This window comes from Paenibacillus sp. Soil766, assembly GCF_001428105.1.
Classification (GTDB): Bacteria; Bacillota; Bacilli; order Paenibacillales; family NBRC-103111; genus Paenibacillus_E.
In genome coordinates, this window is sequence record NZ_LMSJ01000002.1 from 103,970 (window position 1) to 126,083 (window position 22,114).

At 44.9% G+C, this 22,114-nt stretch carries 16 protein-coding genes and 1 riboswitch; of the genes, 14 read left to right on the plus strand and 2 right to left on the minus strand.

What is annotated here, in order from left to right; genetic code table 11:
• Nucleotides 1-52 precede the first annotated feature (52 nt).
• The gene (locus ASG89_RS02335; protein WP_057308690.1) at nucleotides 53-1,135 is read left to right on the plus strand and encodes a Gfo/Idh/MocA family protein; all 1,083 of its coding nucleotides are present in this window, start codon (nucleotides 53-55) and stop codon (nucleotides 1,133-1,135) included.
• A gap of 222 nt (nucleotides 1,136-1,357) precedes the next feature.
• Entirely contained in the window at nucleotides 1,358-2,266 is a 909-nt protein-coding gene (locus ASG89_RS02340) for an RNA polymerase sigma-70 factor (protein WP_057308691.1), read from the plus strand.
• Between the two features lie 41 nt (nucleotides 2,267-2,307).
• On the opposite strand, the gene ASG89_RS02345 is transcribed toward ASG89_RS02340, so the two are convergent.
• On the minus strand, nucleotides 2,308-2,715 hold the full coding sequence (locus ASG89_RS02345; protein ID WP_057308692.1) for a GerAB/ArcD/ProY family transporter: 408 nt from the start codon (nucleotides 2,713-2,715) through the stop codon (nucleotides 2,308-2,310).
• A gap of 168 nt (nucleotides 2,716-2,883) precedes the next feature.
• Between ASG89_RS02345 and ASG89_RS02350 the strand changes: the two genes are divergently transcribed.
• Nucleotides 2,884-3,363, plus strand: coding sequence for a carboxymuconolactone decarboxylase family protein (locus tag ASG89_RS02350; protein WP_057308693.1), 480 nt, complete (start codon nucleotides 2,884-2,886; stop codon nucleotides 3,361-3,363).
• A 60-nt stretch (nucleotides 3,364-3,423) separates the two neighbouring features.
• On the opposite strand, the gene ASG89_RS02355 is transcribed toward ASG89_RS02350, so the two are convergent.
• Nucleotides 3,424-8,448, minus strand: coding sequence for a lamin tail domain-containing protein (locus ASG89_RS02355; protein WP_057308694.1), 5,025 nt, complete (start codon nucleotides 8,446-8,448; stop codon nucleotides 3,424-3,426).
• Between the two features lie 331 nt (nucleotides 8,449-8,779).
• Between ASG89_RS02355 and ASG89_RS02360 the strand changes: the two genes are divergently transcribed.
• The 11 genes from ASG89_RS02360 (at nucleotide 8,780) to ASG89_RS37090 (ending at nucleotide 22,096) form a co-directional block, all read left to right on the plus strand.
• Nucleotides 8,780-9,658, plus strand: a complete 879-nt coding sequence (locus ASG89_RS02360; RefSeq protein WP_235549565.1) for a DNA ligase — start codon at nucleotides 8,780-8,782, stop codon at nucleotides 9,656-9,658.
• Between the two features lie 147 nt (nucleotides 9,659-9,805).
• Nucleotides 9,806-11,338 (plus strand): spore germination protein, encoded by a 1,533-nt coding sequence (locus ASG89_RS02365; RefSeq protein ID WP_057308695.1) that lies wholly within the window; start codon nucleotides 9,806-9,808, stop codon nucleotides 11,336-11,338.
• Nucleotides 11,331-12,443 (plus strand): GerAB/ArcD/ProY family transporter, encoded by a 1,113-nt coding sequence (locus tag ASG89_RS02370; RefSeq protein WP_057308696.1) that lies wholly within the window; start codon nucleotides 11,331-11,333, stop codon nucleotides 12,441-12,443. Before ASG89_RS02365 ends, ASG89_RS02370 begins: the two co-directional genes overlap by 8 nt.
• Complete coding sequence (locus ASG89_RS02375; RefSeq protein WP_057308697.1) at nucleotides 12,440-13,564, plus strand: Ger(x)C family spore germination protein; 1,125 nt, start codon at nucleotides 12,440-12,442, stop codon at nucleotides 13,562-13,564. Before ASG89_RS02370 ends, ASG89_RS02375 begins: the two co-directional genes overlap by 4 nt.
• A gap of 56 nt (nucleotides 13,565-13,620) precedes the next feature.
• Nucleotides 13,621-13,772, plus strand: a riboswitch (FMN riboswitch).
• A 184-nt stretch (nucleotides 13,773-13,956) separates the two neighbouring features.
• Nucleotides 13,957-14,862 (plus strand): DMT family transporter, encoded by a 906-nt coding sequence (locus ASG89_RS02380; protein WP_082592661.1) that lies wholly within the window; start codon nucleotides 13,957-13,959, stop codon nucleotides 14,860-14,862.
• Between the two features lie 146 nt (nucleotides 14,863-15,008).
• Nucleotides 15,009-16,139, plus strand: coding sequence for a GntR family transcriptional regulator (locus ASG89_RS02385; protein WP_057308699.1), 1,131 nt, complete (start codon nucleotides 15,009-15,011; stop codon nucleotides 16,137-16,139).
• A gap of 231 nt (nucleotides 16,140-16,370) precedes the next feature.
• Nucleotides 16,371-17,651 carry a glycoside hydrolase family 125 protein gene (locus tag ASG89_RS02390; RefSeq protein WP_082592663.1) on the plus strand — a complete coding sequence of 427 codons (1,281 nt, stop codon included), beginning with the start codon at nucleotides 16,371-16,373 and terminating at the stop codon, nucleotides 17,649-17,651.
• A 77-nt stretch (nucleotides 17,652-17,728) separates the two neighbouring features.
• Complete coding sequence (locus ASG89_RS02395) at nucleotides 17,729-19,063, plus strand: extracellular solute-binding protein (protein WP_414813238.1); 1,335 nt, start codon at nucleotides 17,729-17,731, stop codon at nucleotides 19,061-19,063.
• 52 nt (nucleotides 19,064-19,115) lie between these two features.
• A complete protein-coding gene (locus ASG89_RS02400; protein WP_057308702.1) occupies nucleotides 19,116-20,003 on the plus strand; it encodes a carbohydrate ABC transporter permease in 888 nt (295 codons plus the stop codon).
• A 12-nt stretch (nucleotides 20,004-20,015) separates the two neighbouring features.
• The gene (locus ASG89_RS02405; RefSeq protein WP_057308703.1) at nucleotides 20,016-20,882 is read left to right on the plus strand and encodes a carbohydrate ABC transporter permease; all 867 of its coding nucleotides are present in this window, start codon (nucleotides 20,016-20,018) and stop codon (nucleotides 20,880-20,882) included.
• 29 nt (nucleotides 20,883-20,911) lie between these two features.
• Complete coding sequence (locus ASG89_RS37090; protein WP_235549566.1) at nucleotides 20,912-22,096, plus strand: glycoside hydrolase family 76 protein; 1,185 nt, start codon at nucleotides 20,912-20,914, stop codon at nucleotides 22,094-22,096.
• Nucleotides 22,097-22,114 lie beyond the last annotated feature (18 nt).

Below are 22,114 nucleotides of genomic sequence, written 5' to 3' on the forward strand. Positions count from 1 at the left end.
GAAGGGGAATTCCGGACTTCAAACACTTTCATAGAAAGAAGGATTGACGACGATGAGCAAAAAGCTGCGTATTGGGATCATCGGAACTGGGGGCATTGCCAGAGCCCATATATCCGCGTATAAAAAGCTAGATTATGTGGAAATTGTAGGTGTGGCAGATGTAATTCCAGGCAAGGCGTTCGCATTTGCACAGGCGGAAGGATTAACGGAAGCTGCTTCCTTTGATAGTCATACGGATTTATTGCGCTTGGATTTGGATGGGGTTAGCATTTGTACGCCGAACGTTTCCCATCACATAACGACTGTGGATTCGTTGCGCTCAGGAAAGAATGTTCTACTTGAGAAACCGATGTCGGTGACACTTGAAGAAGGTGTTGATATGACACAGGCGGCGAAGGAGAGCGGGAAAATGCTAACACTAGGTTTCCAGCCTCGCTATGATCCGAATATGAAACTACTGCAAACGATTGTGCAATCAGGACGACTGGGCAATGTCTATTATGTAGAGACTGGTGGCGGGCGTCGTCGGGGTATGCCGGGCGGGACATTCATCAGTAAACAGCTCGCCGGAGCAGGCGCGATGGCGGATATTGGTTGTTACTCGTTAGATATGGCGCTGAATACGCTTGGATATCCCCGCCCGCTAACGGTGTCTGCCTTTACGTCTAACCATTTCGGTACGAACTCCCTGTACCATCCGGAAGCGAGCAAGTTCGAAGTTGAAGATTTCGGGGTTGCGATGGTGCGCTTCGAGAATGATCTTGTGCTTCAATTCAAAATTTCGTGGGCGATGCACATGGATACCCTAGGAGCAACGATGTTCCTCGGTACGGATGCGGGGCTTAAAGTGACGCCGGCCGGTGCTGGGCCGTGGTCAGGTGTATGGGATGGCTCCGTAGGATCCATCACGCTATTCCATGATGAATTCGGCGGACATACAGCGACGCCAGTTCCGCTTGTCGAGCATAAATTGAATTTGTTCGATCAGAAAGTACACGATTTTGCCGAAGCGGTTAGGGATGGTCGACCAGCTCCAATTCCTGGTGAGCAGATTCTTATCCAACAGGCGATTATTGATGGCGTGCTGCGCTCCGCGGCGGCCCGTCGTGAGGTATCGGTAGAGTTACCTCGCTGAAATTGTGATATATGAAATAAGGAAAAGCAGCCCAAATGGCTGCTTTTTCTTATGGCCTGCTGATGTATGTATGAATCGCAAGTCCATCCAAACCTACGAACACCTTGGTGTTCTTTTTTTCAAGATTTATGTCACAGATGGACACCGCCATTTGTCTTATCTAAGACGTTTTTTTTTGTCAGAATGACTGAAGTTTCTCTTTAGGAATGAAGGAGGGTTATTATGCAAAGTTCCACGATGGATCAACCTACAACGAATATGGAGGATTTGTATACAACCTACAAGCCTCATTTATTTTCCATTGCGTACCGGATGCTTGGTTCTAGATCAGATGCAGAGGATATGGTGCAAGATTTGTTCATTAGCATTCATGATCATATCAATGAGAATATTCATAATACCAAGTCATACTTAAGTAAAATGATGGTCAATCGATGTTTGAATGAATTAAAGTCAGCGCGAAAAAAAAGAATTAGCTATGTGGGAAATTGGCTGCCAGAACCAACCGTGCAGTTAGGCGAGGATCGTCCGTTGGAAAGCGCAGAGCGCCATGATAGGATTTCATATGCTTTTCTTATTCTGATGGATAAACTGACCCCCTTGGAGAGAGCGGTGTTTATTCTTCGCGAAGTTTTTGCGTATGAACATAGTGAAATTGGTGAAATGTTTAATAAAACGGAAGTGAATTGCCGGAAAATATACAGTCGTGTCAAGAAGAAGGTAGATGTGTCCTCAGAAAAGCAGGCAAGTTCATCCACCCGTCTAGTTCAAGAAAAGGAACTGGTGACACGATTCATTTCGGCGATTGCGAATGGTAACATTCAATCCTTGGTGGATATGTTAACAGAGGATGTCATACTGATTGCAGACGGTGGAGGGAAAGTATCGGCAGCTATCCATCCGATCTATTGGAAAGAACGCGTGCTCAAGTTATTGGGTGCTCTCTCACAAAGTCGCTTCCCAGTTTCGAAAGCGCAGCTTGCCCAGGTCAATGAGCAGCCAGGGGTATTGATATCGCAAGATGGTGTTCCAACTGGTGTCATTTGTTTTGAATGGGATGAACAAACCATGGCTATTCAACGAATTTACATTATTGTGAATCCAGATAAACTACAACATTTAGCTATTTGAGGGTTTACGGCGAAGTCGTATACTGCCAATTGCCCATAAAATCAAGGGAATGACAATGTAGACAGCGGGGTAAAAAAGCTAATCAGAAACATGCTCTTAAGTGTAAACGAAAGCCGAAGGTTGTGTGTGATATAGATGACGTATATCAACAAGATGAAAGCCATGACGTAAGCGATAAACTTCCAATTTTGAATTCCTGTCCACTCCGATAAACCATAGCTAAGAATAAATAAACATAGGGATAATTTAATGAAAGCTCCAAGCAACCAAAGTGGTATGAAGAAAGCATCGATATTCTGAACGAAATTGAGAATAGATACGAATTTCGTTAGTGAAAGTTGGGTTTCATCCATTAACTTAAAGGATCGTATGACAATATCGGAGCAATCCTTGAACTGTTCACTGAGATAGTCTTCATTCACTTCTATACTCGTGCTGATTGCCTCCAAGGATGATTCCCTCCAGTGCCTATGATCTCAGAGATAGTATGAACAGAGCGGAAAGTGCTTATGCAGAAATTGGCAGGTATGAGAAGGGGGAGCGAGTAAAAGATGATGTCACACATTAAAGTCGCCAGTTGTCTTAATAGTGTCAGAAAAAATAGGAGGTAATCACTTATGACACAACGTTTAAATTATATGCAGCAATCACCGGAGCTTTTCAAAAAAATGCTGGAATTCAGCAACGCCGAACATGATAGTGCGGTTGAAGAGAAGATTCTTGATCTAGTTCACATCAGAGCCTCACAAATGAACGGGTGCGGATTCTGTCTAGACATGCATGTTAAACAAGCCAAGATTCATGGGGAAGGCGAGCTTCGCCTATACCACACTGCAATATGGAGAGAATCAACACTGTTTACGCCGCGCGAGCGGGCGGCACTTGCTTGGACAGAGATTCTGACTAAGCTTCCTGAACATGGTGTGCCGGACGAATTGTATGATCGTGTTCGTGGACAGTTCTCTGAAAAAGAAATCTCAGATCTGACTTTCTCTGTAATGGCGATTAATGCTTGGAATCGCATTAATGTCGCTTTCAAGAACGTACCAGGCTCGGCTGATGCAGCATTCGGATTGACAAAAGCTGGCCTTAGCTAAATTTCAAATACAAAAAGATCTGGTGCTTCGCGCATCCAGATCTTTTTGGCATTGATGTCATTATTGCAAGGATGACTTCAATTTCTTCAATGAATTAGAGATCGCCTTGGCGCTCTCCGCACGGGACGTCTGACCTTGCGGATCCAAGCGATTGTGGTCTTTACCTTCGATCAAGCCAAGGACTATTGCTTTCTCAATGGCTTCTCTTGCCCAATCACTGATCAAGTCATCATCCGTAAATGTCGGTTTCATGCTAACGGCTCCAGCAGGAGTCCCGCTGACTTCCGCAGCCCGAAGCAGCATGACCGCCATCTGTTCGCGAGTTATCGTGAGGTCCGGAGCGAAGTTGTTACTTTCGGCTCCGTTCACGATACCAGCTTCTGCAAGCGCTGTGACGGCTTCGGCATACCATGCGTGCTCGGAGACGTCAGCAAAAGGAGACCGTTGTGTTGCTTTCAGCATCATAGTTCTTGCAAGCAACGCGGCAAACTCAGCTCGCGTTACGGCTCTGGCCGGTTCGAATGTCATATCGGTTACACCTTGCACGACGTGCTTTGCACTTAATTCGGAAATAGCCGGTTTCGCCCAATGTCCTTCAGGAACATCCGTGTAAAGCTTGTGGTACTCCAGAGTGATGTATGTACTGAAGTGATTCAACTGAGCCTCCAATACATCCCCTTTCAATTCCCCACCGACATACTCCATATTTCCGTTATTGTCGATATAATAGATGCCCAACAGGTTGGTGTCCACATTGGGATTGATCTTAAAGGTAATAGTGATTGGAGTTTCAAAAGTGCTGATTTCTTTCTCCTCACCAGTACTGTTCACAATGCTCAGATGGAAGTCAATGGCATCGCTAGCGCTTCTTACAACCACATTTGTTGAACCGTAGGCATGATTCAGCTGCGTGGTTACATTCTCTTTATCCAATTTGTTTAGTATGAAGGAAATTGTTCCGTCTTTCAGTTCTCCCTCGGTCGCTTGTGAAGCAATAAATTGTAGAGCATCATGGGTTAGTGTTACTCTCAGATCGTCTCTGATGATTTCCAAAGAGCCGGTTTGGAGCAATTCGATCGTATTGGCCGGCAGAATAACCTGGTTCTGTTCACCCGATAACTCGAAAATAACGTTCCCATTCACCTGAGTCAAATCTTCAGGCTTTACAATAAGCGAGGTTGTTTCCGGCTTTGGTGCAGGTGTTGGCACAGACTCTTGCGATGGGTTGCCTTCTGGGTCCAACGGTTTCCCATAATTCGTCCACTGTCTCAAATCGACAATCTGTAGTCGATCAAGCGTATAGTTGGCGGTATCCCGGTATTCGTTAGCGCCGGATTCGAACAATAAATACAGCTTCCCATTACGTTCGATCGTATTCTCCAACATAGGTGGGACGAGCAAATCGTTATTGCCGGCTGCTTTCGCTTGACTATCCACATACCACAAGGGAACGTCAATGGCATTTATCTTTACGGTCGTATCGGCTGTTCCGTTAAAATCAGGTTTATTGTATTTCAAAAGATTGCTGTCCCTGCTCCGCGAATAGGACTGGCTAAGCATGATGCTGTCATGCAGCATCGCCATTCCTTGTGTTTTATCCGGTATGGACAAAATCAAATCGGGAACAACCGCATTAGTTCCGTCATTTCTACCAGTCGGCAGAACATCAGTTTGGTCGTCCAATCGGTAACCAGCTACCCAGGCATATTGGTACGAATTGTCGCGGGTTAACACTTTATGACTGGCAGGTGTCGTGTAGGTAGGAGGGTAGTAATATTCTCCGACCCATAGAACGCCGTCGGCATAATTAGTAAAGGATGCGTTAGTGATCGTTAAAAACTTGCTTTCGAAAGAGACGCCGCCTTTATCCGGTGCGTTGATCAGGTCTTCCTTACTCAGTTGATAGATTGTTGACCCGGAAGCAATCCATACATGATCTTTGCTGACGGCTACTCCTCCGGCATGGCCGTTATAAGGCACATTGCCATCATATAGGTTTACATATTTGATCAATTGATCGGTTTTGGCGTCGATGATCGACAGGGTGCTCGGACGTTTGTCCTCCATATAACTGGTGATGATAATCCAATCCTCATCTTTGTCGTACGCCATTCCTTGCGGAACGAAATCTTCGGCAAGTCCAGGGATGATGGCTCCTTCACTGCTTACGTTCCATAGCGTTTGGTAAGCCGGATTAAATGAATTTATAGCCCTTTCCGTTTGTGTGATGCGTTGATGAGTTGGCGTTGCCGCGACTATCGCCGATCGTAGTGATTCGTTGTCAGATGAATCGAGAGCGGATATCTCGAAGGAATACGAGATTTCTCCTTGAAGCAGCGGAACATGTAACGTTGTTTGTCCGGCAGGTATCATGATGTCCAACAATCCATTTTTATAAATTTTATACGCGTTGATATCCGATTCTATGTTGGCGTTCCAGCTGAGCGAAACGTTACCTTCACCAGCAACAGCAATGACGCCAGTCGGAGCTGCGGGGGCAAGATCGTCTGTTTTCGTTCTTGGAGGCACTTGTCCATCCTGCAATACGCCAGGCGATGTGGATTGCATCGTACCGATCTTCCTCATGGTAGTCGAGCCGTCAAACGGGTAAGCATAGGTGATTGTCTTTTTCTCAGCATAGTCAGTAGCACCGTTATCGTTATAAATAGCACGGATAATTTCTGTTCCAGCCGGATCGGAAATCGCGATCGTTTGCTGACCAGCATTGATGAGACCGTTGACGTCATTTATTTTGTATATGTGTCCTTGTGGCATGTACTTTTCCGTATAGGCATCGAAATAGTAATGATTAAAATGCTCATCCGAATAAAAGTCGAGTCCGACATTGCGAGTCCAAATTAACTTAATTTCGCGTGGAGCGATCACGAATGATTGGTCGATCGTTTTCTCCCAGCTTTTCGTCACATCAGAACTAGTAAATTGTAGCTTGTAGCCCTGGAGATCTATCGAAGCGTTGCTTGAATTGAATATCTCTACGAATTCATAGGCATCATAACTGGTAGGCGCCCCTGAGGGTAAGTAGTTCCCTGTGTCTGGAGAAAGCTCTGTAATCAGAAGCTTAGGCAGCATCGCTTCTGATGGCGTCACGATTACCGCAGTGGATTTCAAGGATTCATTGCTTGCAGTATCTACTGCTGTTACCTCGAACTTATATGGTCGATTATTTTGTAAATTAATGATCGTAGTGGTTGTATGATTACCTAGCAATGTTTGAGTTAGAGTTCCATCCATATACACATTGTAATAGGCGACATCTGCCTCCAGGTTCGCATTCCAGCTCAATTCGCTGCTGTTTGTTTGTGATGCAGCAGCTACACCTGTAGGTGCGGCCGGTGGGATGGTGTCTGATGGCGATGGTGGCTGCTGAGCGGCAAATATGGAACCTGGTGTAGCGGTTTCGGCATATCCAAGCTTTCGCAATGTGATCGTTCCATCCGTTGGAAATTTGAAATTAGCCCCTCGATTTTCACCAACATCTACCGCGTCATAGGAAACCGTGCTGATCGGTACGTCGTTCGGTGCTGCGATAGATAACGTTCTAGGCGAGGCGTTGGCCATTCCTCCTAATGCATCAACTTCAACAAGCTGATCCGTGGTCAGGTTCGTCCCGTAGCTTGCATTAAAACCTGCCAATGTAGCTGTGTTCGTTGTGGAGTTGCTTGTATTTTTGGCCCATAACACGACTGTTCCCTTTGGCTGAATCACGATATCGGTTGTAATCGGCCATTTATATACAGTTGGCGTCGTGTAAATGACTTTATAGTCCTTCAAATGAATGAGTTCGCTGCCCGTATTATAGATTTCAACAAACTCATAGGCATCAGGCGTGCCGCTGTTCATATCAATCTTCAAGCTATCCGGTACGACTTCCGTGATCATCAGGGTAGGATATTGTCGTGGCGTGCCTGCGAGAGCATCCGATAGAGCTGATTCCTGGCCGATGTTATCCACGGCTGTGATCGTGAAATTATACGTGACATCGTTTGTCAATCCGTTTACCTTGTACGTCGTACCTGTTACTGTACCTGAAATGTTGCTGCCGTTCATATAAACCTTGTAGCCTGCTAAATCAGATTCCGTGTTGGCATTCCAGGTAAGCGTTGTCGATGTTGGGCCTGCAACCACCATCAAGCCAACAGGTGTTGAGGGAGGCAGGTCGTTATTCGTTAGCGTGGTTGTACGGACTGACGACGAGCGTGGAGATTCATTGCCATTGGTATCCTTAGCGGTTACTTGTATGTTATAGGTGGTTCCGCTCGTCAAGTCAGGGATCGAATAGGTTGTACCTGTCACGGTAAAGACTTGCTGAGTCTCTGCAAGGTAAACTTTGTAGCCGGCTAAATTCTCTTCTGAATTCGCGTTCCAGCTTAATTCAATGCTGTTTAAAAAAGGTGTTGCCGTCAAACCAGAAGGGATTGCTAGCGTGCCGGGTGTGGGTATTTGTCCGTTTGCGATTTTTGTTACATCCAAGTTCCCCGCAGTGTAGGTGTAAGTTACACTTTTGTCGAGTTTATTTGTGCCATCAACTACTCCATCGTTTATGTAAGCCCCGCTGATCACATTTCCATTAACGTCTGCGATCGCTACTCGCCGTTTCGATGAATCATGCAGCCCTTGACCACTCGTCGTCAAGGCAACTTCGAATACACTTTCTGCGGTTAGGTTGACGCCATAATTCGCATTAAAGCTGCTCAGTGGCACGATCAGCGGCACATTGGAGGCATCGGTTTTTTTCAACCAAAGCACCAAAGAGCTTTTAGGTCCAATCGTTTTGTTAGTAATAGGCCATGTGTTTTTGGGAGTCGTGTACGGTGAATCCGTATAGTACTGTAATTTGAAGTCTTGAAGATCGATCGTCTGCGACGTCCTATTAAAGATCTCAATATATTCATAGGATTGACTTGTACCACTTGAAGCGGGCACGATCTCGGTGATCACCAAGTCAGATGGACTTATTGCTGCGGCATGGGCAACTGGGACGGTTCCCAATCCTGCGACATTCACTACCAACAACGCGGCGACTAAGCACTTAGCGAACATTGCCGAAAAACTTTTCTTGTACAATGTAATTCCTCCATTTCATTTGGGAGAGTGAGAACCAAAATCCAGAAATCCAAAAAAACTGGAAAATCACATGGGAGAACGATGCTTCTAAAAGCTACATGTAGACTGACTCCTTTCTGTGAATAAACAACAAAAAGCCCTAACAACCGCGATGTATACACATCGCTTGGTGTTAGGGCCTCTCATTATCTCCTGGCCATGAAAACGCTTTTATTAAACTGTACGTTTAATATACTAGGTTTTATCACAAAAGGGAAGACAGGCTTAGAGGATTCTTATATTTATTATATAAAAGCTCGGGAAACAGTTACCAATAGGCAGGAGGTTCATAGTGCAGTATCATTTAAGTCAGGGTGATAATAATATGTTCATTTCTCCTATGATGCTGTACAATGCCAAAAATAACCAGCCGTTTTACAGTAAGAATCATATTGCCGAACTCAAATTAGATGGTTTACGATGTATTCTTTCCCATATGGATAAACTGTATGTGTATACGAGACACAATAACTTAATTACGCATAAATTCCCTGAGCTATTAAGATGCCCTGTACCGGAAGGCACCATACTTGATGGTGAATTAGTCGTACTGGATGATCAAGGAAAACCTGATTATGAAGCGATGTCCGCGAGGTTTTTATCTAAGAAAAATAAAATGCCTGTGGTTTTTTGTGCTTTTGACATTTTGCGATACAAAGGAATTGATGTCACAGGTTTAAGTTTGCTTCAACGCAAAGAGTTATTGGACCAGGCATTTATTGAAAATGAAAATTATAAAAAAATTGACATGTTTGAAGGAAGTGCAATCGATTATTACGAACAAGTTCGTGGCCGCGGGCTTGAGGGCATTATCATCAAATCCACAAAAGAAAATTCCACATATGAAATAAACAAACGCTCCATCCGCTGGCAAAAAGTAATTAATTGGACGTATGCAGATGTGTACATTTCTGGTTATAGGAAAAATAATTTTGCTTTATTAGCATCTATTGATGGGGCCGATGGATCCAAGTTGCCAGTAGGAATCATTGAATCAGGTGTATCCCCCCTTCATATGAAGGCCATAGAAGGCGTGAAGAGGCGATTAGTTTTCAAGGAAGATAAGAACTTTGCTTATATGGAGCCTCGGATCATGGCCAGGATCAAGACAAGGAGCTGGACCCAAAGTGGGAGACTGCGTTCACCGGAATTTATTGAATTTGTTATTTAATCGTAGAGAGGCTGAATTCACTAGGGAAGATTAGGTGAGTTCAGTCTTTTTCTGTGTAGACATATACCCATTCACTTACATAATTTGCATCGATTCCGCGCATGATATTCCTACTATCAACATGTCAGGATAATGGTGACTACGACCATGTTTTCCATAATAAAAAGGTTATTCAAATCCAAACCCAAGATCAATGAGTCCTATGTGACGGCGACTACATCTTTTCATTTCGTAGCGGAATTGCCTCAAATGCACACACAGTTTCAAGAAACGTTTCGTATGTTTCCTGATTTTGTTAGTAGAGAATTGGTGGTGAAGAAGGTTACGTATGGTGTTTTTTATCTCAGTAATTTGGTGGATTCGGATCTTCTCATCGAAGAAATTCTGAATCGATTACTTGAGATCGAAGATGTGCCTTCACCTGAGAAGCTGGTGAATTTAATCCCCATAGGTCAACGGCTGCTTGACGATAATTGGTACCCTTTGCAGCAGCGTATCTTGCAAGGCTGGACGTATATCCACATAAGCGGTTATCCGTATGGGATTCTAGCTAACACCGCTAAACGCAGAGAACGAGCGTTGACTAAGCCAGAAAATGAGAGTCAGATTCTTGGTCCGCAAATTGCTTTTACGGAAAATATGGAGACCAATGTAGCGCTGATTCATCAATATTTGCCGAATCCCGATCTATGCGAAATCGCCTTGATTAAGGGTGAAAATACTACTCAAACCAATATACGTATCGTCTATTTGAGTAATCGAGCTGATTTAGAAATGGTTACCCATATTTATAACAGCATCGAAGCGTTACAGCTTGAAGCGATACTGGATGCAACGATTTTAGCACAATGGCTGGAAGATAATCCAAGTTCGTTTTTCCCGCAAATGATTACCACAGAAAGAGTGGATCGGGCGATATTTCCCCTGTTGGAGGGGAAGGTTGTGATTACAGTTAGCGGCAGCCCACATGTCATAATATGTCCCAACACATTTTTTGATTTTTTCAAATCCATTGAAGATTACTATTTTAGATGGGCTACGGGGTTGTTTTTTCGAAACTTGCGAATTGTCGGTATTGCGATATCCCTATTTGCTACGGCAACGTATGTGGCTGCACTTACGTATCATTACGAAATTATTCCACAAGCATTGCTAGTCCCGCTAGCGCAATCACGCGCAAGAGTACCTTTTCCTCCGATCGTAGAAGCGTTAATCATGGAAATGATTATTCAGCTCTTAAGTGAAGCGGGTGCAAGGCTGCCTTCCAAAGTAGGGCAAACGATGGGGATTGTTGGCGGTATCGTCATTGGACAGGCAGCGGTACAAGCTGGTTTTACCAGCAATATTTTAATCATCATCGTGGCCTTAAGCGCCTTATCATCGTTCACAACACCTGTATTTGGCATGGCGAATGCAATTCGAATTATTCGTTTTCCCATCATCCTATCCGCGGGTATAATGGGCGGCTTAGGAATCGCTGTAAGCGTCGCTTTATTAATTTTACATTTACTTAGGCAATCTAGTTTGGGACAACCGTATTTCTACCCTCCTTACACAATTGAAGATAAAAACAAACGAGACGGCCTCATAAGGGTTCCTTACCAGCTAATCCCGAAACGATCCGTATTCGCTAATACGGGGGAGAACACCCTGAAGGGAAACAAGGATATCGATGAGTAAAACACAACAAACCTATATGTATAGCTCCTTTTTACTCGTGTTTATTATGCATGATGCTCAGGTGGGAGTAGGGCTTCCTGGTTACCAAAGAGTTGTGTTCGGTATAGCAGGCCATGATGCCTGGATTGCGGCCCTGATTGCTGGTTTACTCACTCAGCTCGTGGTCTGGTTGATGATTAAAACGTTGGCGAAATTCGAAGATAAGGACCTCTATGACATTCATTTACTGATCTATGGAAAAGTAATAGGCAAAGTCGCGAATCTGATCTATATGATGTATTTCTTAGTTGCCACTATTATTGTGACACGCAATTATGTCGAAATGATTCAGGTCTGGTTATTTCCCAACGCTTCACAATGGTTACTTACTTTATTAATTACAAGTATCGTGTTTTATGGGGTAAATGGGGGCTTGCGAACGATTGTAGGCGCATGTGTCATGTTTGTGCTGTTAACGGTTTGGCTGCTCTTTCTTCTATACTTTCCATTGATGTATGCAGAGTGGACCGGTGTATTACCCTTATTAGATACAGATCTGAAGCATCTGAGTAAGGGGGTGCTTTCCATGTCTTTAACGATGGCCGGGTTCGAAATCATCTATTTTATTTATGCCTATGCCAAAGATAAGTCCAAAGTCCAAAGATATACCCAAATTGGTATTATGAGTGTCACCTTTGTGTACACAGCGGTCATGTTTGTTTCTACTGTGTTCTTCAGTGGTGGTGAGCTTCTGAAGACGGATTGGGCTACGTTTACCATGCTGAAAATTATTAAATTTCCGTTTTTAGAACGGTTTGAATATATCGGAGTTAGTCTGTGGCTCTTAGTGATTCTTCCGAATCTGCTGATGTATAGCTGGGCCGCGACGAAAGGACTCAAACGTACTTTTTTCTGGAAGCAAAAATATTGGTTGTATGTATTCATGGGCATTGTCTGTATCGCTTGTTCTTTCATTGACTCCCGAATTCAGGTGGATAATATGAATAAGTTTTTTTCAAAGTGGGCCGTCTATATTGTTTATGTCTATCCTGTGATCCTTTTTGGAATGGCCCATTTTTATTCGTGGAGACATAAGAACAGGAGACAACCTGAGGTGATTACATGAAAAGATTCAATCTCATTTTCTTTGTGTTGCTCGTATTCGTTCTGGCTACCGGCTTGCGTCTGGAGAAAAATGTGTTGGAGAAACTAGGCATGGCGATTGCAATCGGGTATGACCATGGGGAAGGCGATAAAATAAAATCTACCTATGTGATCCATCAGATCGACCCGAATTCCAAATCCTCTGTTATGACGATTACTGGTGAGGGGCTGACTAGTAAAGGAGCTCGTGTAGCGGCGAATCGCAAATCGAATAAGAAGGTCGTTTCAGGTCAACTGCGGGTCGCTATTTATGATTATAAGCTCGCCCAGGGAGGACTTTTACCATTGGTAGATACCTTATTTCGGGATGCCTCCATTGCCAGCACGGTTTATATGGCTGTCAGTAAAGACAGTACAGAAGAACTATTAAAGCATAAATATCTGCAGTTCCCGGATGTCGGAACCTTTATTGTAGACAGTATCCATCAGAATATTATGGACGAACAGATGGTGTCAGGCACCCTTCATGAATTCCTTTCAGCCCTATATTCTACGGCAGACCCCATGGTACCGCTGCTGCAAAGAAAAGGAGATGCCGTAGAGCTGAAAGATGTGGCTGTATTCAGTGGTGATAAAATGGTCGGCACCATCGACCCGAGTGAAGCGTTCTTCCTTAAGACGATACGAGATCGATATAAGTCGGGGAATATCGAATTGTCCTTGGACACGAATCAATTGGGAGATATCGCGAAGAATATCCAAGAAAAGACCGTGCGAGTGGTCGTCGAGAATATAGCTAGTGACAGCACGAAAAAGCTAATTAGCCAAGACCCGCTTAAATTTCAAGTTGATATTAAAATGAAGGGCATGCTGACAGAAACGTCTGCACAGTTTGATCTCGGTCAAGCCGAAGTTATTCAAGCCCTCCAAAAGCAAATGAATAAAAAGTCGGAAGCGCATATACAAGATTTATTAAAGAAATTAACGGCTTTAAACTCGGATCCGGTTGGATTTGGAGAATTATATAGGAGTCGAGTGTACCACTCGAACCTAAAGAGTGATACATGGCATGAGATGTATAAATCTGCCTCCTATGATGTTCATGTAGACATGGAAATCGTCCGGTTGGGACAGATACAATAACAGATAAAAAGGGTTGCCAATTAAACTGTAACCTGATAGTATACACTTAATCGAATGTGAACCTTCGGGGCAGGGTGCAATTCCCTACCGGCGGTGAGGATACATGCATGCGTGTATCTCCAGCCCGCGACTCCTAGCCAGTAATGGCTGGGACTGACTTGGTGTGATTCCAGGGCCGACGGTATAGTCCGGATGAGAGAAGGTGAAGAACAAACTTGTTAAATTTCATTATTTAACAGGTCTGTTTGTCAATGCCCCCGCCATCAATTGAGCGGGGGCATTGTTCTTCGAGAAGGTTCAATTCAAAACGTTCTTAGGAGGTTTTTGAATTGGAAAATGCTATTAAGTTTGGCAGTAAGGGTGCGACTTCGCAATCCTTACGTACACGTGGGATGAGCGGGATCTGGTATGTTGCACTTGGGGCAACCCTGTGGGGACTGGATCCACTGTTTCGCATCTTATTATTGAAAAGTTTTACCTCAGCGCAAATTGTATTCATCGAACATGTCCTATTGGCCATTTACGCGGTGCCCGTATTGATGAAGTATCGCCGAACTTTAGCAGGCAAGCTTTCTCTTGCTGTTATTGGAGCGATGCTCTTCATTTCTTGGGGTGGCTCGGCGATCGCCACTATTCTATTTACCGCGGCGTTCTCTCATGGCAACGCTAATGCGATCTTGCTTCTACAGAAACTACAGCCCTTATTCGCTATTATTCTAGCTCGTGTGCTGCTCAAAGAGACATTACCGTCAAAGTTTTTCGCCTATATCGGGGTGGCCCTGTTAGGTACCTATCTGCTTACGTTCGGCCTCAAATTGCCTGGCATGGGTTTGAAGGATTTAGGTACAATAAGCTGTTTATTTTCCATATTGGCAGCTGTTTTATGGGGCGGTTCCACGGTGATGGGGAAATTCCTGCTTCAGAAGAAGTTGGATTTCCCAGTCGTGACCTCACTTCGCTTCTTGCTGGCACTTCCACTACTGACGATTGTACTGTTAGCAAGTGGGGACCATTGGCAGCTGAACGGTTCGAGTAGTGAACTGACAATTATCGCGGTAAATCTGCTGTTCCAAGCCTTTTTTCCAGGTCTAATTAGCATGCTGCTATATTATAAAGGTTTGTCCACCACCAAAGCGTTCTTTGCAACGCTAGCTGAACTTGCCTTCCCTGCGGTAGGTGTCTGTGTGAATTGGCTTGTATTTGGTCAAAAGCTGACGATAGGTCAGCTGGTCGGTTTTATACTCATCTGGTTGACCTTATGGTTTATGAGCCGGCAGAGTAATCAGACTGAAAAATAGAGGCTTTGGGGACAGGAAATTATCCCTAGGAGTAAATTTCTTGTTAGTCCCGCCCCAAACTCCCATCTTTCCAAAACGAGTATAACATGATATATTAATATCAAAATATGATATAACATTTGGTTGGGTGTAGGGAGTGGGGAGCAATGTCGACAGATTCAAGACCCATATATGAGCGAATATATGAAACGCTACGTGAAGAGATTCTACAACGCAAATATAACATCGGCGACCGCGTTCCTTCCGAGAAGGAACTGGCCGACGACTATAACGTGAGCCGGATCACAAGTAAAAAGGCGCTGGAGATGCTGGCGGAAGTAGGATTGATCGTTAGGAAGCCAGGGAAAGGTTCCTTTGTTGCGGAGGAAGGCGAACCTTCTGCGGAAGTATTGTCTTCCGAGGATCGTGCCAAACATACGTTGATTGGTCTTGTTATCACCGATTTCGGCAATACGTTCGGGACGGAAATGATTTATGGTATGGAGCGTGCTTCAGCCGATAATGATAGCTTCCTTGTGCTGCGCCGCTCTTTCGGCATACCTGAGAATGAAGAGAAAGCAATTCGCTCATTTCTCGAATTAGGCGTGGATGGCATCATCGTATTTCCTGCACAAGGCGAGTTCTACAATGCGGAAATATTGAAACTTGTAATTCAGCAGTTTCCATTAGTGCTAGTAGACCGACATCTTAAAGGGGTTGCTGCGGCATCGATTAGTACGGATAATATCAGTGCTGCACGTACAGGTACGGATTACTTGCTTGATTTGGGACATAAGCAGATCTGCTTACTTACCCCTCCGCCAATGGATACCACGGCGATTGAAGATCGGATCGAAGGCTTCGTACGTGCTCATGCGGAACGCGGGGTTCTCGTGGATCGCTCTCTATGGTTGGACGAAATTACGTCTACGCTTCCGAATTCGTTCCATCAACCCAACATCGATCAAGATATCGAGATGATCAAGGAACATTTGCGGAGCAATCCGCACATTACTGCTCTTTTCGCGATTGAATACAATATAGCCTTACTCGCTAAAGCGGCGGTAGAGCAAATGGGACTTCACATACCTGGGGATATTTCTATTCTTTGTTTCGACAGTCCATCAACTACATTGGGCAGCGGTTATCGCTTTACGCACATGATTCAGAATGAAGATGAAATTGGCAAACTGGCTGTTGAGAACGTGCTGAAACTTAAGCGAGGCGAGAAAGTGTCCAATAAAACGACGTTGGATGCTAAGCTGATCATTGGAGAGTCAACAGGTCCAGCTAAATGAGGGTAACCCCTACAACTCATAAACAATGCCTGCATCGAAGATTGCTAACCTAGCAATCTTCTTTTTTTTATAGTTGATATATTAAATGGATTAAATGATATGTGAATAATATAATAAATACATATTGACATAATGTTTTACTGTCGCCTATAATCATAAATGTAAGCGTTTCATTTCCGAGTAAGGGAGCTGATTCACCCGATGAGGAAAACTCCAGTGTTGCCGACATCAATGAGCAATCTCATTCATCATGTAAGTAACGAGCTACATAAGGTTGAACGGCCGAAGCTCGCAGCGATGTTCGGCGAATGCTTCGCAAATACATTTCAAACTACGATTCAACAGCTGGAAGATGATTCAACGTTCGTTATAACAGGTGATATACCAGCTATGTGGCTCCGCGACTCTTCAGCCCAAGTTCGGACGTATCTGCTGCTAGCGAAAGAAGATCCTCAGATTGCCGACATGATTGAGGGTGTCGTTAAGCGACAAGTTCTGTACATTGGGCTTGATCCGTATGCGAATGCCTTCAATAAAGAACCCCATGGCGCAGGTCATCAGCAAGATATCACACAAATGAGCCCCTGGATTTGGGAACGTAAATACGAAATTGATTCTCTCTGCTACCCCATTCAACTTAGTTACTTGTTATGGAAGGTAACGGGCCGTACCACCCAATTCACGGACGATTTTCGATCTGCCGCTCTTTCGATTCTTCATCTCTGGCGGGTAGAACAAGAACATGAAACCCAATCTCCTTATCGCTTCCAACGGTTGAATTGTCCGCCTACAGATACCTTAACAAGAGAAGGACTCGGCAGTGAAGTTAGCTATACCGGGATGACCTGGTCTGGTTTTCGCCCGAGTGATGATGCTTGTACGTATGGTTATTTGGTTCCATCGAACATGTTCGCGGTTGTGGTGCTTGGGTATTTGGTCGAGATCGCAAATGAGGTTTGGCAAGATACGGAAGTCAGCAAGGAAGCTCTTCGGCTGGCAGCTGAAATTAGAAATGGCATCGAGACCAGCGGGATCATCCAGCATCCTACGTTAGGCGCCATGTATGCATATGAGACGGACGGTCTCGGAGCTTATCATCTGATGGATGATGCCAATGTTCCGAGCCTGCTCTCCATTCCATACTTAGGCTACACGGACATATCAGATCCAATGTATCAGCGCACACGGAACTTCGTTTTAAGTGAAGCGAATCCTTACTATTATAAGGGTAAAGTTGCTGAAGGCATTGGCAGTCCGCATACACCAGAGCGTTACATTTGGCCGATTTCGCTTGCCGTTCAAGGGCTTACGGCTTCTAGCCGTGAAGAAAAGCTTCGCTTATTGGATCTATTGGCCGATACCGATGCGGGAACGGGATTTATGCACGAAGGCTTTCACGTAGACGATCCAGCGAAGTTTACGCGTCCGTGGTTCTCATGGGCCAACGCCATGTTTAGTGAGCTAGTGTTAGATGTTTGCGGGCATTCGATTATGAAAATAGTTCGGACGTGATGCTAGGTTATATGGGGGCAACCCCGTTTAACATAGGCATGGAAAAGTAAACTTGTTTCATATAAAAGGGAGGAAGAATCATGAAAAAATGGATGACTGTCATAACCGCTGTAACCTTAACACTCAGCCTAGCAGCTTGTTCAACGAAAACAGACACGGATACAGCAGCAAGTACGAAACCTGAGGGAACAGCAGCATCGACAACAGCGGCAACGACTGCGCCAGCAGCCAAAGCTCCTGTAGAAATCACTTTCTGGGGTGACTGGGGCGGTGAAGGTGAAAAGCAGTTCGTCATGATGGCAGATGCCTTTAATAAATCCCAAGATAGAATCAAAGTGAAATACGTATTGCAGGAAGATATGATTACGAAATTTCTAACGGCTGCGAGTTCAGGCGGCTCACCAGATGTAATGTTTTGGGATAGATGGCGGACCTCCCTCTATGCCTCCAAAAATGTCCTTCATCCTATTGATGACTATATGAAGAGAGATAACATTAAGCGTACCGATTACTATGATGAAGCATTGAAAGAACTGTCTTCCGGCGATAAATTGTATGGTCTTCCTTTAACAGTTGATGCGAGAGCACTCTTTTATAATAAAAAATTATTCGCTGAAAAAGGACTTCAACCGCCGAAAACATGGGAAGAGCTGGAGAATGCTGCTAAGCAGTTAACCGTATGGGAAGGCGATAAGCTGGTTCGCTCTGGGATGTCAATGAACGATAATGGTCTGTTCAATATGTGGCTGCAGCAAGCAGGCGGCTCCATGGTAACCAGCGATTTGAAGAAAACGAACTTCAATAACGACCAAGGCAAGCAGGTGCTTGATTTCTGGGATAAACTGATCAACAAAGATAAGGTGTATAAAGTTGGTTTTGAAAAAGGTTTAGGGGAAGGCACAGATGCCTTCGTAACAGGGAAAGTGGCGATGACTTACACAGGTCCTTGGATGCTGTCTACGTATAAGAAATATGGCAAAGAACTTGATTTCGGCGTTGTTCCTCCACCAACTGGACCTGGCGGTGGTAAAGGAAGCGTTATGGGTGGTTTCGGTCTCGTAATTCCTGCTGGCTCCAAGCACAAAGAGGAAGCATGGGAATTCGAGAAATGGTGGTTAGCGAATAAGGATAATGCACTCCTGTGGGCCAAAACAAGTATGAACCTTCCTGGCTTCAAGCCAGCCTTACAGGATCCATTCTTCAAAGATGATCCGAACTGGAAGCCGTTCATGGATACGTTGGAGTTCGCGAAGATTCGTCCACAGCATCCTGGTTACTCCGTTATGGAAGTGGATGGGCTGATGCCGAACTTGGATCTATTCGTGCAAGGCAAGCAGGATGCGGCAACAACCTTGAAGAAGGGGCAAGAGCAAGGGGATAAGCTGCTCGATCAGAACGCGGCAGGCAAGTAAATAGACGCCAAGGGGAAGAGGATTCTTCCCCTTTCTTGTAAGGAGGAAATCTATGGCATCGGTCAGCAAACTAAGCCGGCATCAAGCTAGGATGGGATACGTGTTCATTACGCCGACAATCGTTCTGTTTGTCATATTTACCATAATTCCCGTGATCATGGCGCTATATCTAAGCTTCACGAATTATGACATTGTGAGCAAAAATGATTGGGTTGGCTTGGATAACTACAAGCGACTAGTGGATGATCCGACTTTTTGGACGACATTAAAAAATGTTTTGTTCTATTCAGTGCTGTATATTCCGCTGAACATTGCCATCTCCTTATCCATGGCTGTTCTCTTTATGCGTAAACGGATAGGTGTGAAACTCTTTCGTACCGCAGGTTATTTACCAACGTTAACATCAGGCGTTGCAGCAGCAACCGTTTGGATTTGGCTTCTGAATCCAGAATTTGGACTTGTGAATGAGCTGCTGAGCAAAATAGGCATAACAGGACCTTCGTGGCTAGCAGAGATGCCCTATGCGATGATCTCCATCGTAGTCGTCACCTTATGGCAATCCGTGGGTGCGAACATGATTATCTATTTAGCCGGACTGAACGGTGTACCCGATCATCTGTATGAATCGGCAAAACTGGATGGCGCGAATACTTGGCAATCGTTCCGCTACATCACATGGCCTGTTCTAAGGCCGACGACTTTTTTCGTAAGCACGATGGCGATCATTGGCGCACTTCAGCTCTTCGATCAAGCCTATGTTTTAACCAAAGGCGGTCCTGCGAACTCGACCAAGACGACGGTATATTACATCTATCAGCAAGGGTTCGGGCAGTTGCAAATGGGATACGCGGACGCGATGGCATTCGCATTGTCGCTTCTAATCCTGATATTCTCGCTCATTAATATGAAACTTAATAAAGAAGAAGATGCCATGATATAGGAGAGGTGGACAATGAAACAAAACTATTTGTATACGACGATGTTGTATGTCATATCCATCGCGCTCTGCCTGGTCATGGTGATCCCCTTTGTTTGGAGTCTAATCACCTCGATCAGACCGGATGAAGAGATTTTCATGCTGCCGATCAGGTGGATTCCTTCTAGCTTGACGTTTTCGCACTATGTGAAGGCATTCGAGTTAGTTCCATTTGGCCTATATTTCAAAAATTCCTTTTACTTGGCCTTCATGGGCGTCATGTTTAACCTGCTGTTAGGTTCATTAAGCGGGTATGCTTTCGCTAAGCTTCGATTTAAAGGTCGAGACACGATGTTCAAAATTTTGCTCGCCGCCATGATGATTCCTGGTGTCGTCACTTTGATTCCGCAATTTTTCGTTCTCAAGCATATCCCTTTTGTAGGCGGGAATGATTGGCTTGGCGGTGGCGGTAATGGTCTGTTGAATACGTTCTGGGCTGTTATTTTACCAGGAGCATCGGGATCATTTGCAGTATTTTTTATGCGGCAGTTTTTCGTATCCCTACCGAGTGATCTGCAAGAGGTGTCACGCATTGAGGGGAGCGGTGAGCTCCGTATTTATTGGAACATTTATATGCCACTGGCGAAGCCAGCTTTAGCCACATTAGGTATTTTCACTTTTCAAGCAGGCTGGAATAGCTTTCTCGGACCGCTCATTATGCTGAACGATCCCGCTAAGAAAACGATTCAGTTAGGCTTGGCCGCATTTACGTATAACAAGCAGGTTGATTTCGGACCTTTGATGGCTGGGGCTTTGATCGCAGTCGTTCCCATATTGATTCTGTTCCTGCTTTTACAGAAGTATTTCGTGCAGGGTATTGCTTTTACGGGGACCAAGGGGTAATAGCACGTCAGACATGAAGGTGAATCCGATTGAACAAACGATGGAGCATGAGAGCGGCCTTAACGGCTGTCGGGATAGGATTAATTATAGTGGCTACCTGGGGAGTGATGAGCATGGGGAACGAGCACAACGCAACATCGGATGCTCAAGTAAGTGCGCCTAAGACGGAAACATGGGCGAATAGAGCCGATCTAGCACAAGAGGGCTTGATGAAGCAGTATTGGAACAGCAAGCTGAACTTATTTGATAATTTATCGCCTTGTAACGACTTGTGTAATGAGAAGTTTCATTATTGGTGGCAGGCCCATGGTGTAGATACGTTGGTGGATGCATATGTAAGAACGGGAGATAGGGAAGTGAAAAATCACCTGGCGAATATGTATCAAGGCATGTTGGAACGCAATGGCGGTGCTTGGCCTAATGATTTCTATGATGATATGGAATGGTTGGCGATTGCGTGGCTCCGAGCCTATGAGGCAACGGGTGAAGACAAGTATAAACAAACGGCACTGCTCCTTTGGGAAGATATCAAGACAGGGTGGAACGAGGAGCAGGGCGGAGGCATTGCATGGCGTAAGCCGCAGCTTGATTATAAGAATACGCCGGCGAATGCCCCAGCAGTTATCCTAGCGGCGAAATTGTACCAAAAGTTCGGCGATGCGGAAGACCTGGTCTGGGCGAAGAAGATATATGATTGGCAGAAGGCGAACCTTGTGGATCCTGAGTCAGGCTTCGTCTGGGATGGGAAGAACCGTGAGGGTGACGGTAAGATCGATAAGAGCTGGGAGTTCTCTTACTGCCAAGGGGTCTACATAGGAGCGGGCGTTGAGCTATACCGATCAACGGGCGATCGAAGCTATTTGGCTGACGCTGAGCGGACGGCTCATGCATCCAAAGCAAGGCTGACCAGCCCAATCACGGGTATGCTGCCAAGCGAAAGCAATGGAGATGGCGGCTTGTTCAAAGGCATATTTGTACGCTATTTGGCTGAATTGGTGTTAGCAGACCCGAGTCAGAAGGAGTCACTAGACCTGCTAGTAACGAACGCGAACAGCCTCTGGTCTTACGGGCGGGATGAGGAGCGTGAGATGTTCAGTAAATCATGGGCAACCACGCCAGAACCAGCGGAGGACTTAAGCGTTAATTTAAGCGGTGTCATGCTGTTGGAAAGAATGGCTGTGTTAGAGAAGATGGGCTTGATCATCGAGCAATAAGGAGGTAGGGGCAGGAGA

Excerpts from the sequence above, each read along its gene's own strand:
- ASG89_RS02335 (WP_057308690.1), top strand. The coding sequence starts at position 53 with ATGAGCAAAAAGCTGCGTATTGGGATCATCGGAACTGGGGGCATTGCC.
- ASG89_RS02340 (WP_057308691.1), top strand. The coding sequence starts at position 1,358 with ATGCAAAGTTCCACGATGGATCAACCTACAACGAATATGGAGGATTTG.
- ASG89_RS02350 (WP_057308693.1), top strand. The coding sequence starts at position 2,884 with ATGACACAACGTTTAAATTATATGCAGCAATCACCGGAGCTTTTCAAA.
- ASG89_RS02365 (WP_057308695.1), top strand. The coding sequence starts at position 9,806 with ATGTTTTCCATAATAAAAAGGTTATTCAAATCCAAACCCAAGATCAAT.
- ASG89_RS02370 (WP_057308696.1), top strand. The coding sequence starts at position 11,331 with ATGAGTAAAACACAACAAACCTATATGTATAGCTCCTTTTTACTCGTG.
- ASG89_RS02375 (WP_057308697.1), top strand. The coding sequence starts at position 12,440 with ATGAAAAGATTCAATCTCATTTTCTTTGTGTTGCTCGTATTCGTTCTG.
- ASG89_RS02380 (WP_082592661.1), top strand. The coding sequence starts at position 13,957 with ATGAGCGGGATCTGGTATGTTGCACTTGGGGCAACCCTGTGGGGACTG.
- ASG89_RS02385 (WP_057308699.1), top strand. The coding sequence starts at position 15,009 with ATGTCGACAGATTCAAGACCCATATATGAGCGAATATATGAAACGCTA.
- ASG89_RS02390 (WP_082592663.1), top strand. The coding sequence starts at position 16,371 with ATGAGCAATCTCATTCATCATGTAAGTAACGAGCTACATAAGGTTGAA.
- ASG89_RS02400 (WP_057308702.1), top strand. The coding sequence starts at position 19,116 with ATGGCATCGGTCAGCAAACTAAGCCGGCATCAAGCTAGGATGGGATAC.
- ASG89_RS02405 (WP_057308703.1), top strand. The coding sequence starts at position 20,016 with ATGAAACAAAACTATTTGTATACGACGATGTTGTATGTCATATCCATC.